This window comes from Sphingobacterium sp. 1.A.4, assembly GCF_002734245.1.
Classification (GTDB): domain Bacteria; phylum Bacteroidota; class Bacteroidia; order Sphingobacteriales; family Sphingobacteriaceae; genus Sphingobacterium; species Sphingobacterium tenebrionis.
In genome coordinates, this window is record NZ_PEAZ01000051.1 from 1 (window position 1) to 15,652 (window position 15,652).

The window sequence follows — 15,652 nt, forward strand, 5'->3', positions numbered from 1 at the left end:
CTCTTTCTCTCCCGATTGGACAGAAATGTCAAAATAATCCTTTGAACAATCAATACCTGTTACCATATTTGTATATCATATTTGTGGATCACAGCAGCTCTTATCATAACTTATCAATCGTAAAAACAGGCTCCTGGCCTAATGAACTGTCCAAGTTTATGATAGGAATAAGAGAGGGGGATTAACATTGCGAAGGGTCTCTCAAGGACCAATGACGATTAAAAATCTTACTCCCTCTCTCGCTGTATCCTAAATGAAATACAAAATTATATTCTGTCTCTTTAATTCCTATAACTTTTATACAAACTTACGATGACGCGGGGATTGCTTCGTTCCTCGCAATGACGCGTTAATACAACCCTTAAATTAAATTCAACCTTACCTTCTGGCCTTTGATCCTACCATTAGATCCTAGCTTAATAACTTCTCTTGCAATAGCTCTACTAACAGCTACATAAGATTCATTGGGTTTTACATCGATCATTCCAAGATCTTCCTTCTTAAAATCTCCCAGGTTCAGAATAAAACCAACGATATCAATCTTATTTACTTTTTGGCGTTTTCCGGCCGTTATACGAATAGTTTGGTATTTCGGAGGTTCTGGGATAGGGTAGAACTCATTCAACTCCATCACCGGTACGTCCTGAAAATAAACCGGTACTCTTTCCTCCGTCGTTAATACCCCATAAACATGTCCTTCCTGCTGGTTTCTCCCAGCGCGACCGTTTCTATGGATAAAATCCTCTTCCTTAGGTGGGAACTGATAATGCACCACATGGTTCATATCCGGAATATCAAGACCTCTCGAGGCCAAATCCGTAGTTACCAATATCAATTGGCTACCATTCTTAATTTTTAATATAGCTAGCTCACGGAAAAATTGATCCAATCCACCATGATAAGGGATGCTATCGATTCCTTTGCTTTCCAATAGTTCGGAAATATGTTCTGCGGCTTCGCGATGGTTACAGAAAACCAGGATCCGCTCAGCACCAATCTTACAGATCAATTTAAAGAGACCTTCCAATTTCATTTTGCTGGACACCTCCACCTTATGGTAATCCAAACTCGGGATTAAAGCCTCCTTGTTCAAGAAATCCAATTTAATGGGATCATTAAGCTGGATGAAATTAGGCTTGTCGGTTACATCGGTCGCCGATGTCATCACTTGGTGCTTGATGTTCCTACAGCTGTTGATGATGTAGGAAATTTGCTCAGAAAATCCTAATTCCAAGGATTTATCAAACTCATCCAGGATCAGAGTATGGCAGTTTTCTAACAGATCAGGTCTTCTTTCCAAGTGGTAGATCAATCGACCAGGAGTAGCTATGATCAGGGAAGGACCTTCCTTAAGCTTGTTTTTCTCCATACGGTTATCATTTCCACCGTATAAACAAACCAAGGAAAGGGTATTATCCATCTTTCGGATAACCGATTCGATCTGAAGTGCCAGTTCTCTGGTAGGTACTACAATCAGCGCCGAAGAAGCCTGGATAGGGTATTTTTTCAGCAATTGCATCAGGATTAAGGAGAAGGCCAATGTTTTTCCAGAACCTGTAGGGGAGAGCAGAATAAAATCCCGAGTGTCGTCAAATTGACTCACTACGGCCTCCTGCATGGGGTTCAGCGCCTCTATTCCTAATCTATCGATATATGATTTTTCCTGTTGCATGCTGCAAAATTATCATAATTTATTGGATAGGCAGGGGATATTCGTTAAATAATGTTAACAAAGGAGAGGTCATTTCATTTTCGGCACGGAGATTGAATACTATTTAGCTCATAATTTAGGTTAATAATTGGTTAGTTAAAACTCCTGGAGCTCCCCGCTTCAGGAGTTTTTTTTATAGTAAAAAATCTGCTTAATTTTTATTTTTAAAATTAACTTAACAGATAAAGGCATCGCTTTTGCTTATCTTGTAGGAGCTATTGAATTTTATAATTAAATTACGTGTTATGATAAAAAGAATCAGTATCCCCTTATTCCTCATGTCGCTTATTTTTATTTCCTCCTGTGGGGTAAGTAAAAAAACATACCAGGCATTGGATGCTCAGTATAATGACTTGAGTGCGCAATATCAAAAAAGTCAAGTGGAGCTTGCCGAAAGTAGAGCCCGCGTTACCAGTTTAGAAGAACAGTTGGAACAGGAGCGTAAAACCAATGCAGGTCTTCGGGAGGCATTGGCAAAACTGCAATCCACTTTGGATAATAGTATCAACCAAAACACCCAGGGAAATGTCAATATTTCCAAATTGGTGGATGAAATCAACGCTTCTAATAAATACATCCAGCACTTGGTGAACACCAAAAACAAAAGTGATTCCCTTAATCTGGTGTTGACAAATAATTTGACCCGTTCATTAAGCCGTGAAGAATTACGCGATGTAGATGTGAAAGTATTGAAAGGTGTGGTTTATATTTCCCTTTCGGATAATATGTTGTACAAATCAGGAAGTTATGAAATTTCTGATCGTGCAGGTGAGACCTTATCCAAAATTGCTAAGATCATCCAGGATTACAGAGAGTATGATGTGTTGATCGAAGGTAATACCGATACAGATCCTATTTCGAAAACCAATATTAGAAATAACTGGGATCTAAGTACTTTACGTGCATCTTCTGTTGTACAGGCATTACAGAATACCTATGGTGTAGATCCTAAGCGTCTGACTGCTGGTGGTCGTGGAGAATATAACCCGATTGCAAGCAATGATTCGGCTGATGGTAAAGCGAGAAACCGTAGAACGCAGATCATAATTACCCCTAAATTGGATCAATTTATGGAGCTGATTGATCAGGCACCAGAAACCTCTGATGCGGATGCATCTGCAGCAGATACCTCTGGATTGTAAGCGAATTTATTTAAAACCTTAATATTTAAAGGCTGTATCAGAATATTTGATACAGCCTTTTTTTTGGGTTATGTCATTGTGAAACATACGTCATTGCGATTCATACGTCATTGCGAGGAGGTACGACGAAGCAATCCATACGTCATTGCGAGGAACGAAGCGATCCATACGTCATTGCGAGGAACGAAGCAATCTTTGAACATTGTCATCCTGAGCAGCGTCGAAGGATCTGCAATACTACTTAAGAACAGATGCTTCGACTACGCTCAGCATGACATGCGGACAGATTGCTTCGTCGTGCCTCCTCGCAATGACGGTAGGGTGTGCCTCCTCGCAATGACGGCAGCACGTACTACTTGTAAAAACCTCTTATAAATCTACTCTTAAAAACTTACCTTCTTTATCGAATACCAAATCGATATCATTCACCAATTCCACATCAAAGCCATGCTTTTCTTTTTCAATGCTCTTGATTCCAGAATTCGCATAATTTTCATTAATATAACTTACAATCGGCGCAAGGATAAAACCCGTACTGATTGCCGTATTATTATTGGATTCCACTTCTGTCCAATCTCCATTCTTATCAAACTTCACCTGAACACCAGTTGCCAAAATTGCTTTATACTCTGTTCCTGATAAAGCTTCCTTTTCTTTTTCCACTTGAAGGATTTTCACCCCATTAAAGTGCGTATTTAAAAAGGTATTGGCCTCTTTCGGTAATTGATCCGCTTGAATAACTTCCTCCTTATCACAGGAAATAAACAAAATCCCAAAACTCAATATAGCAGTTAATGTAAATAGTAATTTTTTCATGTTATGTTTAATTTTTTATTATCAATTTTTTAATTTCTAACGATGAATTATTAATCATCGATTCTTATAAATTCTCCTTTTTTATTGAACTCTAGGTCCAATCCGCTGGTCAATTCCACCTCAAATCCATTTCTTTCCTTTTTCAATTGAACAACCTCATTATTTGGAAAACTTTTGCGCACATAGTTCAATATAGAAGCTGGAATAATAGCCTGCGGAACTGATTTTTGTTTTGCATCCACTTCTGTCCAGTTTCCTTTTTGATCAAACTCAATCTCTGTCCCATTTTGTAGGACAACTTTGTATTCCATACCCGAAAGCATTTCTTTTTCAGAGCTTACCAAGGAAATTTGACCCTTATTATAATGTGTATTCACAAATGATTGAGCCGTTTTTGGTAGTTGATTAAATTCCAATACTTTTTTCTGTGCCGATGCACTGAATGATGCAACAAGCATTGCTGCGATCATACTGATTTTTGTTATTGATTTCATGTCTTTGTTCTTATGATTTGAATCAAAGGTCTACATCAATTTAGGAAACAATTAGGAATACGGAGGTAAAATGAAATAAATTTTAATTTTTTATTAATTCAAAAACATGTTGATTATGAATAAACTGATATTGAATCGTTAAATGTGGATATTTCTCCAATATGGATTGCACGATGGATAATCCTAATCCATTAGAGGTACTATCCTGTGTGCCTTTATGGAATCGTTCGAAAATGTATTTCGGATTTAGTGCTTCTCCCAGGCTATCATTAGCAATACGGATAGTCCTTTCCGAAAAAACCACTTGAATTTGTCCCTGTGGTCTATTATATTTGATTGCATTCCTGAGCAGATTTCCGATCAGTATTTGTGCTAGTTCCGGGTTACAATCCGCTAAAAAAATACCCTTATCTTCCAAGGAAACCTGTACTTCCTTGTACGTATAAATATCTTCCAGTTCTTCCAACAAATTCTTCGTTAATGCATTGAAATCTATTTTTTCGGTTTGATTATATTGGTGGTTTTCAATTCTGGATAGCATTAATAAGGATTTGTTCAAACCTACCATCCGATGAAGGGATTGCTTCGCTTCAGCTAATTTTTTCAATTGGGATTCGTTGAATGCTTCATCCTGCAATAAAAGCTCCATTTTACCAATACTCACTGCCAAAGGGGTCTGTAGCTCATGGGAGGCATTTTCCAGAAACCTTTTCTGATCTTCAAAGACCATTTCATTTCGATCGATCATTTTGGCGATCTGCAGATTGAGCTCTTCGAATTCCTTAACCTGGCTTTTTACAGGTTGAAAACTTTTTGATTCCCCAAAACGGTATTGACTAAGGTTGCGGAGGGTTTGTTTAAACGGTTTCCAGGCATTCCGCAGTACAAAATGATTGATGATGATTATGCTTAAGACAATCACTATATATAATACGGATAAAGAAATCGCTAAATTGATCAGGAAATCGTCTTCTTCTACAGTAGATGTGCGTATTTCCAGCTCATAAGCCTTCCCATCTTTGCTGAAAAATCCGGTACTTAGGATGCGATAAGGTTCATCTTCTTCATCATAGGGCATGTAGATCAATTTTCTGGAAAAATTATTTTTGTCCAAATCTTCCCTTGGCGCTACCTCCCGGATGATAAATTGATTGATGCCATAGGTTTTATTATCCGTTATTACCGAAGGATCTTTAAAAGCTTCCCGAATGATCTCGATTTTTTGGTTCTTCAGTCCATCATCTACATTGTCATATACCTCATCCATGAGGAGGGCATAGAACAATAAAGCCCAAATGGCCATAATGACCAAAATGGCTAGAACCAGGTATCGATTCGTGTAATTTTTAACGGATATTGCCATTATACGAGTTTATAACCTACACCGTAGACCGCTTGGATATCAGCTTCGGCATCGGCATCCTTTAATTTTTTTCGAATATTTTTTATCTGGGAATAGATGAAATCCAAATTATCTGCCTGATCTGCATGATCACCCCAAACGGCTTCTGCCAAGGTGGTTTTTTCTAATAATTTATTTGGCCTCAACAGAAAGTAATATAACATATCAAATTCTTTTCTGTTGAATGATAGTGTCTTGTCGGCAATACGAACAATCCGGTTTTCAGGATCCACCGTAATGTTCTTATAGGTAAGTAGGGAAGAACCTTCCTGCGCATTTCTGCGGATAATGGATTTGATCCTTGCCAGTAGCTCTGCAAAATGGAAGGGTTTTGCCAGGTAATCATCCGCCCCGATCTCTAATCCCAGCACTTTATCTGCTACGGAGTCTTTTGCTGATAGAATGAGTACGGCCTGTTTGCGATTTGCCGCTTTCATTTGTTTAAGGATATCCAATCCTGATCCGCCAGGGATCATGATGTCCAAAAGAATACAATCGTATTGGTAGTTCATTACTTTCTCCAGGCCAGATGGATAATCCATGGCCGTTTCTACCAAGAAATTTTCTGCTTCCAAAAACTCTTTGCTGTTCTGCAACAGGTCTATTTCATCTTCTATGATCAGGATCTTCATTTTTTAAAGGTATGTTATTCTTTTTTAAAACCAAGGTGAATACTTTGGCAAGTTAAGCGCTTAATTCTGGAAAGATTTGGGAATATTTTTTAGTACCTGAGATGCCTGAAGCACAACCGTAAAAATAGTTATTGAGGTTTACCTCTAATCCATGGTGTAGGAATATTTCTTGAACAAATTTACAATCGCCGAAGTTCTTACTGTAAATCCACAGCATACGGTAATCACTGGGATTGCCGAGGAATAATTTACCAAGGATTGGAATTAATTTTCCCAAATAAAATCCATAGAAAAAGTTCAAAACAGGGTTAGATGGTTTGGAAACTTCCACAAAACTAAATTTTCCTCCTGGCTTTAAGATTCGGGAGACCTCTAAGGCCAATTGGTTCAGTTGATCTTTATTGAATGTTTTTAGGCCATATGCACAGGTAAGAATATCAAAACTGTTTGCGGGCAGCGAATTGTTAAGTACATCTTCCGTAAATGTCTTTAATTTTCCGGAGAAAAGTTTATCTCCCTTAGCTTTTGCTTTCCTTTGCATTTCTTCTGAAAAATCCAATGCATAAAAAGTGGCGTTAGGATATTTTTTCAACAATAAGTTCCAGTTTTCACCTAAACCAGATAAGATATCAATTACTTGGATAGGGTCATTGTTTTCAGCTAACACATTTATAAATTGTTTTCTCCAACGAATACTAAATCCGAATGAAGTAATATAATTCATTCTTTCATAGGAAGAAGACATTTGATTGAAAAGCTTTTTGACAAATGCTGGATCGTATATATTCATTTTTTTTAGATATGGTAATTGATTCTGGCCATGAATATAAAAAAAACTCCTGAAGCGGGGAGATCCAGGAGTTTTTAACTAACCAATTATTAACCTAAATTATGAGCAAAACATATTTCAATCTTCGTGCCAAAGTATTTATAATTACACATACAATTCAAAATCAGCCCACTAACCATCCAATCTTAACATAAATTAACCATTTCCTCGACCTCGTATCCCACCTGACCCTTCAAAATAAGTTTGAATTTGGGTTAGAATCGCCCTTTAAGCATGTTTAAAGCAAGGGTAAAGTAACAAGAAACTATATGAAGCATACATTTTACATACTTTAAGTATACTTTCACTATGCTTTCACCACGAAGCAAACCATAAAAAAACTCCTGAAGCGGGGAGCTCCAGGAGTCTTAACTAACCAATTATTAACCTAAATTATGAAATTTGATAAGTATATTTCAAGTTCTGTGCCGAAAAACATACTTAACTAAAATTTTAATAAAAAATCATCTTTACTGACAATTTCATGGCAATCCACCATTAAAAAGCTTTAATTAACCTCCTCAGGCTTATCAATCACCTTATCAAAATCATAACTTGCAAAGCGTCCTGTATCTTTCGCGTGTACTAAATCTTGCTCTTCACCGCCCCATGGCCAACCGCCAAATTCTGTTCTGCGGTATTGATTAAAAGCTTCCTGCAATTCTTTTTCAGTATTCATAACAAATGGCCCATAGGCTGCAACCGGCTCACCAATAGGTTCACCTTCTAAGATCAACAACTTCGCAATGCCAGATCCTGTATTTTTGATCCAGATTTCTTCATCACCTCCCAAATCAGCCATGTGGTTTGGCTGAACCTTATAATCCGCCATTTCCACAGGATCCTGCCCATCATAATATAGCACAAAACGGTTCATGGTTTTGGAAACTGCATCTAGGTTGATTGCTGTTCCTGGTTCCATCTCTATTAACGCCGCACCCACATGATGCTCAGGGTCGCGAGCCCAAGAGTGTTTCAATGCACCCAAGGATTTCACACCATAATATTCGCCATGGATAACTTTAATGCTTACTTTCTTTCCTTCTTGATCCAAAACTGCTTCCGGAATGATCTCTTTCCATAACATCTTATAATCTGGTTCCGTCAATTTATCCTTTCCGGCCATATTTACCCAGATTTGGAATAAACGTAATGGATTTGGCTTATCTTCATGGATCAATGGGAACATCTCCGCATGAAGAACACCTTCGCCTGCACTCATCAACTGTACATCGCCATCCCCATATCTTCCTTTGGAACCTTTGGAATCAAAGTGGTCTGCGTATCCTTCAGAAACAATGGTGATGATCTCAAAGCCCCGGTGTGGGTGATGAGGGAAACCTGGGATTTGCTGTCCATGGTACATCCGCCAAGGATTGCTACGATCAAAGTCGTTACCGATGTTTCTTCCTGCCAATGATGCCTTCGGACCTAACTTTCCATTTCCTTCTGGATAAAGTTCATAATGGTAAGCGCCCATAATAAACGGATCGCGTAATGGTAATCTTCCTTCTACTTTGCTTATGTTTTTTACTTTCATGATATTTCCTTTTTTTTGTTTTCCTAGATACCATCAAACAGTAGTCCATAAGGCCAAAAAACGGGCTGGACTTACTTCTAGGTAACTAGTTAACAAGGAGTAACCCAAATGGTTTAGGCTTAACAGCTGGATTTTGGTAGGGGATAGGATGGATATAAAGGACCCTTTTATGTTAGAAAACCTGACAAAACTGTCTATCTGTCAGTTGGATTTGTTAACTAATCACCATTAACTGACAATAATTCCTTTTCCGAAGCTGTAATCTTCCAGGTTTTCGCAACATTTTTCAAATTCAAATGGCAGGCGGTCCAAAGGGATAGTCTCTTTATCAAAGTTAAAAAGGAGTTTGTAACCTAATTTATCTTCACTAACAGCATACACATAATCTGTATGCGTTTCATTTTGCGGCAGAGAAATCATTAACTGTTTATGAAATAACGGATCAATTGCCCAGGAATCTTTTTCTTTGCAACTGTGCCAACCGGTCACCTGGACATTGGGATTCCATTCCTTTACATGATGCAGGTAATTGATCAGGTAGCAGAAATGCTTCATATCTATATCATAGGGAAAAGTCAATAGATTCGTTTGGGCATCTAAGCGGGTCAGGTTGATGATGACCTGGAATTTCTGCTCATTGAATTGATCACAGAACGCTTTGCAGTGGTTTTTAACGTCGTTGAAGATTGGGCCTTTAACACGAATCACTTTATCATTGTTTTTTTTGATAAAATCCTCTTCATTGAACTGTTGAATAGGGGACACATCTCCTTTGCTATTTACGGTTTTTAATAGCATGAAGATCACAAACAATACAACAAGTATAGTAATGATGCTGAAGGTATTCATAAAAAAGGTTAATGATACGTTCGATACGGTTGGTTATATCCTTATCGCTTAGCCTAAAATTAGTTAATTTATTTCTAAAAATCCTATATTTTAGAAAAAAAATTAATAAAGTCTAAGTCTATTTAACAAGCTCAATGCTTACCAGCTCTTTTACTAAAGTTTTGCCTTTTACCTCTTGACCATCAACAATTCTTTCTGAGGCCGCTTTTAATATGTTTCCAGTTTTTAGATCAAAATGCAATTCATACCGATCCTTTAATTCTATATTAACGGAATTCAAATCTTCCTTGTTCTTCAAGTCAAATTGACTTTGAATTTTTCCTATTAATTGCTTGAGTTCTTCTTCATCAATTTCCGATTCTTTTTTGATGATGGCTACCTGATCGGCTTGAATAGTGTCTAACCAAATGCTGCTTTTAATAGATAATGGAATACTGCCAAGAATGTTCGGTGCATCTTCCTGGTATGTTTCCTTCTCCTTAGAGGTAAAATAGTTTCCGTAAAGGCCATGCAATAGTTTGATTTCTTTAAATGCAATGGATTCTATTAATTGCTTGTCCTTGAACAACTCTATTGTTTGGCTCATGGCGAAATCCATATCGTCTGCCATTTCAGGTTCTTCTTTTTTAAGTATGGAAAAGAATTTTTTAAGAGATTGTTCCATGTTACTCATCAATTCCGCTGTATTTAGGACTTCCTGAAAGACTCCATTTTGATCGGTACGATAAACCACCTTGATCTGCGAAAAATCCTTTAATGCATCATGATATTTTTCTGGGATTCCTAAAGATTCAAAATCAGTTTGATATAGCCACTGAATTTTATAACCATTCTCAGCAACATCCAAAACTTTAAATTTTGCCATTAGGCTCCCTTTATTGGACTTGACCAATTCTCCATTAACCGTTTCAGTTTTTTCTTTATGAATGATATAGTTTAATGAATCGCCTTTTTCCCATTTAGGAATTATTTGGATATCAATTTCTTCCTGGCCATATGCAATTTGGAATAAAAAAAGTAAGCTTATGATAGTGAGAAGGTAATTGGTTGGCTTTTGCATAATACTTTATGAATTTATTAGCAATAATAATAAAATTACCCTATATGGGGTATTTATTTCTATTGATGTAGGTGATAATTTTGCTGGTAATATAAAACCAACATAATTAATCAAAATGAAAAAGTTTCTATTAATGCTAGTGCCCATGTTCTTTTCAATTGCCTTAATGGCACAGAACAGACCCGGAGGAAAGTACATCAATGTAGGTTATTCCTCACAAACCTTAAGTTTTGCGGATGATAACGATGCATTCGAATTAAAAAGTAAAATTGGAGGAACGTTCAACAGCGGAAGAACATTCTATATCCTGAACAAACCTGTGGCCAAAATGATCTATTTCGGGATTGATTGGACTTATATTGATCTAAATTATGTGCAATATAAGGAAGAGGTGGTTGATGAGGAAGAAAGCTTCGTAACGCATAAAGCAGAAGCAGGTATGCAGGTAGGACCTTCGGTACATATTGCTCCAATCGATGGATTGACTTTCTCCACCTACTACCGTTATGCGCCAAGTTATTCCATGATGTTTGCGGATTCGGAATTTTCTGGTGGATATGCAGGACTTAATGTCGCTGGTATAAGTATAAATTATTCCGCTTTTGGAATAGGAGTAGAACAGCGTTGGGGAACCGCCAAACATAATTTTAGCTTGGATGTGGAGGATATGGAAGAGGAGCAGGAAGAAAAAGTCTCGCATAAATACAAACTTTCTGGACCAAGGGTGTTTTTATCCTTCAGATTCTAAATCCTCAGATTATAAATAAGACCATCAAATCAATTTAATTTTTTATAGTTAATAGTGAATAATGCTAAACCTCTGGCAATTGCTGGGGGTTTTACTTTTTAGTATATTTAGCCAATGGATAAGAAGGAAATCATTATCAAGGATAAACTTGAGCCTAAACGCCTTCTCAAGGTAGCCTTATTTGACCAAGAGAAAACAAACACAAAACCCCATAAGCATAATGGTTATCTGGAATTGGTGTACTTGTCGCATACTGCTGGTAAACATACCATCGATACGCGGGAAATTTTGGTCAAGACACCTTGTTTATTGGTAATCCGACAGGACAATGTGCATTTCTGGGAATTGGAACGCCCTGTGGAAGGTTATGTGGTTCTATTAAAAAGGGCGTTTATGGAAAGAAGCTTGGATCAGGGATTTCTAAAATTGCTCGAGCAGATCAGTGACTTTGATCAAATTCATTTAAAGGACGATGCATCCATTTACCAACTATTGGCCCTATTAGCCGAAGAGGAAAGTCCAATGATTCAGGAAGCAATTTTTAAGGCGGTTTTGCTTAAAACATTGGAAAATCTACCCAAACCAGAATTGAACCTTCCGAGAAATAATAATCTATTTGATCGATTTGTGGAGCTCATTGGGCAAAGTCGACCTATTGTGAACCATGTGGCCCATTATGCTGAATTACTAAATACCAGCCCTCAGAATCTCAATGCTTCCTGTAAGAAAAGGTCTGGGAAAACAGCTTCGGAAGTGCTTTCGGAACATATTCTTAAGGAAGCGCAAAGGCTCTTATTATATACCGGAAAGAGCATTTCGGAAATTGCTTATGCATTGGGATTTTCCGATAAATCTCATTTTTCCAAATACTTTAAGCGGAACCTTGGCATCCGTGCGAAGGATTTCCGCATGCAGCAAGCTTAGAATTCTTTTTCGCCAAATTCACTTTTTGGAAGTTTTATCAGATGATTCAACCGCTGAAGATTGATGTTGAGGTTCAACAAGAGGATATTCTTCTCATAGATGTAATTGGTGGTGGTATAGAAATCTTTATCCCAAGTGCTGATTCGTTGCTCATTGACGCCCCAATCTCCCAATTCTATATTTTGCCATTGCAATTGGGCAGTCATTGCACCCTTTAGGAATGATTTGCTCAGGTTAAAATGCGGTGTTAAAAAGCGGGAATCAACGCCTTGAACAGTTGGTCTTTCAGAAAGATAATTTACCTGTAAACCCGTGCTCCAGTTCTTACCAAGAGAAGCCTGTAGGCCTGAATTGATGTTGTAGACCCAATCACTATTCGTTTTCGTATCCTCGTAATCCAATACTTTTCCGGAAATGGAATAATGGTATGCATTGAAACCCAAGTTCAGGGTCAGCCAAGGAAAAACCTTTCCATTGGCGCCAAGTTCCGCACCAAAACGTTTTGAATAATCTGCATTGGTAAATACCCGGTGTAGGATGGTATCCGCATACACTGAATTGACCCGTTGAATCGGGTTTTTACTATGTTGGAAATAAGCATTCAAGAATACGGTTCCGTTTTTGAGTTTTTTGACCAATCCGGTCTCCGCATTAGTAATGAATTCGGGTAGGAGTTCGGGATCTCCCTGCTCCAATGTTTCGGAATGTTCCCTTTCTGGAATAGGGTTCAATTCAAAATTATTATTTCGTTGTACCCTTCTGGCTGCTGCAATTTTCCAGGATAGATTGTTTCCTAGATCATGCATCAGGTTAAAGGATGGATACAATTGATGGATGGAGTAGGGGAATTCCTCATTTCTATCCAGCAAAAGGACATCTCTTTGGTAATATTCGTAACGAAGCCCTAAGGAATATTGCGTTTTTTCCAGTTTTCTATCAAATTGGGAATAAAAGGCATGCACCAGATTAGTTGCTTTTAATTTTCCTGTAAATTCAGGGATCAACTGCAAATTATTGTTGCCACTGCTCGATTCCCAATATTCAAAGTTTCCTCGCTGCTTGTCTGATCGCAATTGATAACCCGACAACAATTCTCCAGCCTTCATTTTCCATTGGTGGTTAAATTGCAGCCTTAGCCCATTCAGCGGATTCGTATATCGGTTATCGGTATATTGAACGGTATCCATTCCATTTTCAATATTGGCGTTTTTGGTGGAACCATGGATATTGGCATGTTCATAAATAGCACCTAAAGTAAAAGCGTGTTGTGGATTTACCTTGAACTGATAGGTAAAATCGACCAAATAGAATTCCCCTTGTTTATTCTGCAGGTTGGGATTGAAATAGTTAGAAGTCCCCAATAACTCTCCGGTAGAAGGTTTTACGGTTCTATTGGTATAATGAATGTCGGCAATTCGGTCTTGGTATTTTTTAGACGCCAACAAACCGATGCTGATGTTGTTTTGGGCATTAAATTCATAGGAACCATTTAGTCGTAATCCATAATTGTATTTATCGAAGCTTCTTTCACCTTTGGATGGGAAAGATGTCTGTCTATCGCCAATGATGGTGTTGACATCGCCATCCCTGAATCCTGCATTATCGTTTCGGAGGTAATTGGCAGAACCATTGAGCTCTAGCTTTTCCTGTTTGAATTGAAAAGCGATGTCGGCTCCATAACGCTGCTGTTTTTTAACATTGTCATAGTCGTCAATGCTTGGTAAACCGCCTTGAAGGTTCATGATCCATGAAAAACCACTTGTGATGTTCTTTTTCGTTTTGATATTAATGATCCCTGCCTTACCATCTGGGTCGAATTGTGCAGATGGGCTGCTGATGAATTCCACCTCTGAAACATCATTGGCCGCTATCTGGTTCAAAATACTCGTAGGATCTACTAAGCTCGGTTTTCCATTGATCAATACCATTAAGCCAGCATTTCCACGAACACTTAAATTTCCTTGGCCATCTAAAGCTACCGCAGGAAGATTCTTTACGATGTCTAAAGCAGTACCACCTACGGCATTCTTATATTGGCTGGCTTGGTAAGTTTGCCTATCTGCACTGTGTTTTTGTGGCGTTTGTCCGGCAGATATGCTTATCTGTCCGATCTGGTTGACTGCTGGAGTCAATAGGATTTCGCCCAAATCCATCCGACCATTTCGTGTCATGTTGATTTTGCTGGCGTATTGTTTATAGCCTATAGACTTTATCTGTAGTTGATAATTGCCCTGCTTCAGTTTATTAAATTCAAATTTCCCCACACTATCAGAAATCATTCCGTCCAACACTTTTTGTTGCGCATCCAAAATGGAAATAGAGGCGTAGGGAATTCCTTGGTTGCTTAAGGAATCGACAACCCGCCCAGACAGGATATTTTGCTGTGCTTGAAGATTAAAAAGGGTAAAGAACAGGCAGAATAGGAGGTAGTATTTTTTCACGTTGTTTAGATTTTGCGTAAAAATAAGAAAGCTAGGATAGAATAGGGTATAAGCATTGTTTTATACCATTTTATTTTCAAATAGACTATTTTGGTCTGCACTAAAGAACTCTCGGAAATATGGTTTATTTTTTGTATATTTGTACACATTCAAAAGAGACCTCCATTTTTTTCCATTCTGCATTCTGCAAAAGAAAATCAAATCTCTCATTATTATTTAATCATAAAGGTATTTAATGTCAAAAACTCAACTTACATTCAAGAAAAAAGAAACTGCAAAAAAGAAACAATTAAAGAAATTAGAAAAACAAGAAAGACGTGAGCAGAACAAAATGAACAATGACAAAGGAAAGTCATTGGAAGAGATGTTTGCTTATGTAGATGAATTTGGAAATATTTCCAGCACGCCACCGACCCAACAGTACAAATTCAAGGAAGAGGATCTATTGCGTCCGCAGGATCAGGAAGATGAATTCTTGTTCGGGAAAGTGTCTTATTACAATGAAACCGGTAATTATGGATTTATCCGTGATAATGAAAGCCGTGAGACCGTTTATTTCAATGATAAATTGGCGGGTAAATCACTTTCATTGAATCAGGCTGTGAAATACAAGTACACACGTACGAAACAAGGGAATCAGATTACGGAGGTCGAAGTCCTATAAATACTACTCTTTTTTAATAATGAAAAAGCAGCAATCGAATGATTGCTGCTTTTCTTTTTTAATAAAGTGAGGAATTAACCGATAACGCGAACGTTTACTGCGTTTAATCCTTTTTTTCCATTTTCTACTTCATAAGATACTCTGTCGTTCTCACGTACTGGACCTTTAAGACCTGTAGTGTGAACAAAAACATCAGCACCACCGTTTGATGGAGTGATAAATCCGAATCCTTTAGTCTCGTTAAAGAATTTAATAGTTCCTTCTTGCATTGTATTATTATTTTATTGATAAATTATTTTGTTTTTTTAAGGCGCAAAAAGCGCCTTGCTTTCAATTAAAGCTTTACAATGTATTGAATAGAAAAAACTATGCCGAAAATATTGTGATAACTTCAATAGGT

At 37.7% G+C, this 15,652-nt stretch carries 15 protein-coding genes; 4 read left to right on the forward strand and 11 right to left on the reverse strand.

The annotated features are described in order from the left end of the window. Positions 1-361: 361 nt before the first annotated feature. A complete protein-coding gene (locus tag CRJ00_RS07980; RefSeq protein WP_099366348.1) occupies positions 362-1,672 on the reverse strand; it encodes a DEAD/DEAH box helicase in 1,311 nt (436 codons plus the stop codon). A 284-nt stretch (positions 1,673-1,956) separates the two neighbouring features. Here CRJ00_RS07980 and CRJ00_RS07985 point away from each other — a divergent pair, with 284 nt between their 5' ends. Next, on the forward strand, positions 1,957-2,853 hold the full coding sequence (locus CRJ00_RS07985; RefSeq protein ID WP_099366349.1) for an OmpA/MotB family protein: 897 nt from the start codon (positions 1,957-1,959) through the stop codon (positions 2,851-2,853). Positions 2,854-3,222: 369 nt separating this feature from the next. Here the strand turns inward: CRJ00_RS07985 and CRJ00_RS07990 are convergent, their stop codons facing one another. The 8 genes from CRJ00_RS07990 to CRJ00_RS08025 all read right to left on the reverse strand — a co-directional run bounded on the left by CRJ00_RS07990 (position 3,223) and on the right by CRJ00_RS08025 (position 10,475). Continuing rightward, a complete protein-coding gene (locus CRJ00_RS07990; protein WP_099366350.1) occupies positions 3,223-3,669 on the reverse strand; it encodes a PepSY-like domain-containing protein in 447 nt (148 codons plus the stop codon). Positions 3,670-3,719: 50 nt separating this feature from the next. Beyond that, positions 3,720-4,163 (reverse strand): PepSY-like domain-containing protein, encoded by a 444-nt coding sequence (locus tag CRJ00_RS07995; protein WP_099366351.1) that lies wholly within the window; start codon positions 4,161-4,163, stop codon positions 3,720-3,722. An 82-nt stretch (positions 4,164-4,245) separates the two neighbouring features. Next, positions 4,246-5,526: a type IX secretion system histidine kinase PorY gene (locus CRJ00_RS08000; protein ID WP_099366352.1), complete on the reverse strand. Its 1,281-nt coding sequence runs from the start codon at positions 5,524-5,526 to the stop codon at positions 4,246-4,248. Continuing rightward, positions 5,526-6,197, reverse strand: coding sequence for a response regulator transcription factor (locus CRJ00_RS08005; RefSeq protein WP_099366353.1), 672 nt, complete (start codon positions 6,195-6,197; stop codon positions 5,526-5,528). The genes CRJ00_RS08000 and CRJ00_RS08005 overlap by 1 nt, the downstream gene beginning before the upstream one ends. Positions 6,198-6,249: 52 nt before the next feature. Beyond that, positions 6,250-6,987: a class I SAM-dependent methyltransferase gene (locus tag CRJ00_RS08010; protein ID WP_099366354.1), complete on the reverse strand. Its 738-nt coding sequence runs from the start codon at positions 6,985-6,987 to the stop codon at positions 6,250-6,252. A gap of 547 nt (positions 6,988-7,534) precedes the next feature. After that, complete coding sequence (locus tag CRJ00_RS08015; protein ID WP_099366355.1) at positions 7,535-8,566, reverse strand: pirin family protein; 1,032 nt, start codon at positions 8,564-8,566, stop codon at positions 7,535-7,537. A 228-nt stretch (positions 8,567-8,794) separates the two neighbouring features. Beyond that, positions 8,795-9,415: a hypothetical protein gene (locus CRJ00_RS08020; protein ID WP_099366356.1), complete on the reverse strand. Its 621-nt coding sequence runs from the start codon at positions 9,413-9,415 to the stop codon at positions 8,795-8,797. Between the two features lie 118 nt (positions 9,416-9,533). Further along, positions 9,534-10,475: a hypothetical protein gene (locus CRJ00_RS08025; protein WP_099366357.1), complete on the reverse strand. Its 942-nt coding sequence runs from the start codon at positions 10,473-10,475 to the stop codon at positions 9,534-9,536. A 115-nt stretch (positions 10,476-10,590) separates the two neighbouring features. On the opposite strand from CRJ00_RS08025, the gene CRJ00_RS08030 reads away from it, so the two are divergent. Beyond that, positions 10,591-11,223, forward strand: coding sequence for a hypothetical protein (locus tag CRJ00_RS08030; RefSeq protein WP_144038123.1), 633 nt, complete (start codon positions 10,591-10,593; stop codon positions 11,221-11,223). Positions 11,224-11,337: 114 nt separating this feature from the next. Further along, a complete protein-coding gene (locus tag CRJ00_RS08035) occupies positions 11,338-12,147 on the forward strand; it encodes an AraC family transcriptional regulator (protein ID WP_099366359.1) in 810 nt (269 codons plus the stop codon). Here CRJ00_RS08035 and CRJ00_RS08040 read toward each other — a convergent pair. Then, positions 12,144-14,588 (reverse strand): TonB-dependent receptor domain-containing protein, encoded by a 2,445-nt coding sequence (locus tag CRJ00_RS08040; protein WP_099366360.1) that lies wholly within the window; start codon positions 14,586-14,588, stop codon positions 12,144-12,146. The genes CRJ00_RS08035 and CRJ00_RS08040 overlap by 4 nt on opposite strands. A 235-nt stretch (positions 14,589-14,823) precedes the next feature. On the opposite strand from CRJ00_RS08040, the gene CRJ00_RS08045 reads away from it, so the two are divergent. Further along, positions 14,824-15,252: a cold-shock protein gene (locus CRJ00_RS08045; protein WP_134776718.1), complete on the forward strand. Its 429-nt coding sequence runs from the start codon at positions 14,824-14,826 to the stop codon at positions 15,250-15,252. A 74-nt stretch (positions 15,253-15,326) separates the two neighbouring features. Here CRJ00_RS08045 and CRJ00_RS08050 read toward each other — a convergent pair whose 3' ends face one another. Then, a complete protein-coding gene (locus CRJ00_RS08050; RefSeq protein WP_099366361.1) occupies positions 15,327-15,521 on the reverse strand; it encodes a cold-shock protein in 195 nt (64 codons plus the stop codon). Positions 15,522-15,652: the final 131 nt, after the last annotated feature.

Coding starts and splice junctions, on each gene's coding strand:
- CRJ00_RS07995 (WP_099366351.1), bottom strand. CDS start 4,163: ATGAAATCAATAACAAAAATCAGTATGATCGCAGCAATGCTTGTTGCA.
- CRJ00_RS07980 (WP_099366348.1), bottom strand. CDS start 1,672: ATGCAACAGGAAAAATCATATATCGATAGATTAGGAATAGAGGCGCTG.
- CRJ00_RS08000 (WP_099366352.1), bottom strand. CDS start 5,526: ATGGCAATATCCGTTAAAAATTACACGAATCGATACCTGGTTCTAGCC.
- CRJ00_RS08045 (WP_134776718.1), top strand. CDS start 14,824: ATGTCAAAAACTCAACTTACATTCAAGAAAAAAGAAACTGCAAAAAAG.
- CRJ00_RS08010 (WP_099366354.1), bottom strand. CDS start 6,987: ATGAATATATACGATCCAGCATTTGTCAAAAAGCTTTTCAATCAAATG.
- CRJ00_RS08050 (WP_099366361.1), bottom strand. CDS start 15,521: ATGCAAGAAGGAACTATTAAATTCTTTAACGAGACTAAAGGATTCGGA.
- CRJ00_RS08005 (WP_099366353.1), bottom strand. CDS start 6,197: ATGAAGATCCTGATCATAGAAGATGAAATAGACCTGTTGCAGAACAGC.
- CRJ00_RS08030 (WP_144038123.1), top strand. CDS start 10,591: ATGAAAAAGTTTCTATTAATGCTAGTGCCCATGTTCTTTTCAATTGCC.
- CRJ00_RS08025 (WP_099366357.1), bottom strand. CDS start 10,475: ATGCAAAAGCCAACCAATTACCTTCTCACTATCATAAGCTTACTTTTT.
- CRJ00_RS08035 (WP_099366359.1), top strand. CDS start 11,338: ATGGATAAGAAGGAAATCATTATCAAGGATAAACTTGAGCCTAAACGC.
- CRJ00_RS08020 (WP_099366356.1), bottom strand. CDS start 9,415: ATGAATACCTTCAGCATCATTACTATACTTGTTGTATTGTTTGTGATC.
- CRJ00_RS07985 (WP_099366349.1), top strand. CDS start 1,957: ATGATAAAAAGAATCAGTATCCCCTTATTCCTCATGTCGCTTATTTTT.
- CRJ00_RS07990 (WP_099366350.1), bottom strand. CDS start 3,669: ATGAAAAAATTACTATTTACATTAACTGCTATATTGAGTTTTGGGATT.
- CRJ00_RS08015 (WP_099366355.1), bottom strand. CDS start 8,566: ATGAAAGTAAAAAACATAAGCAAAGTAGAAGGAAGATTACCATTACGC.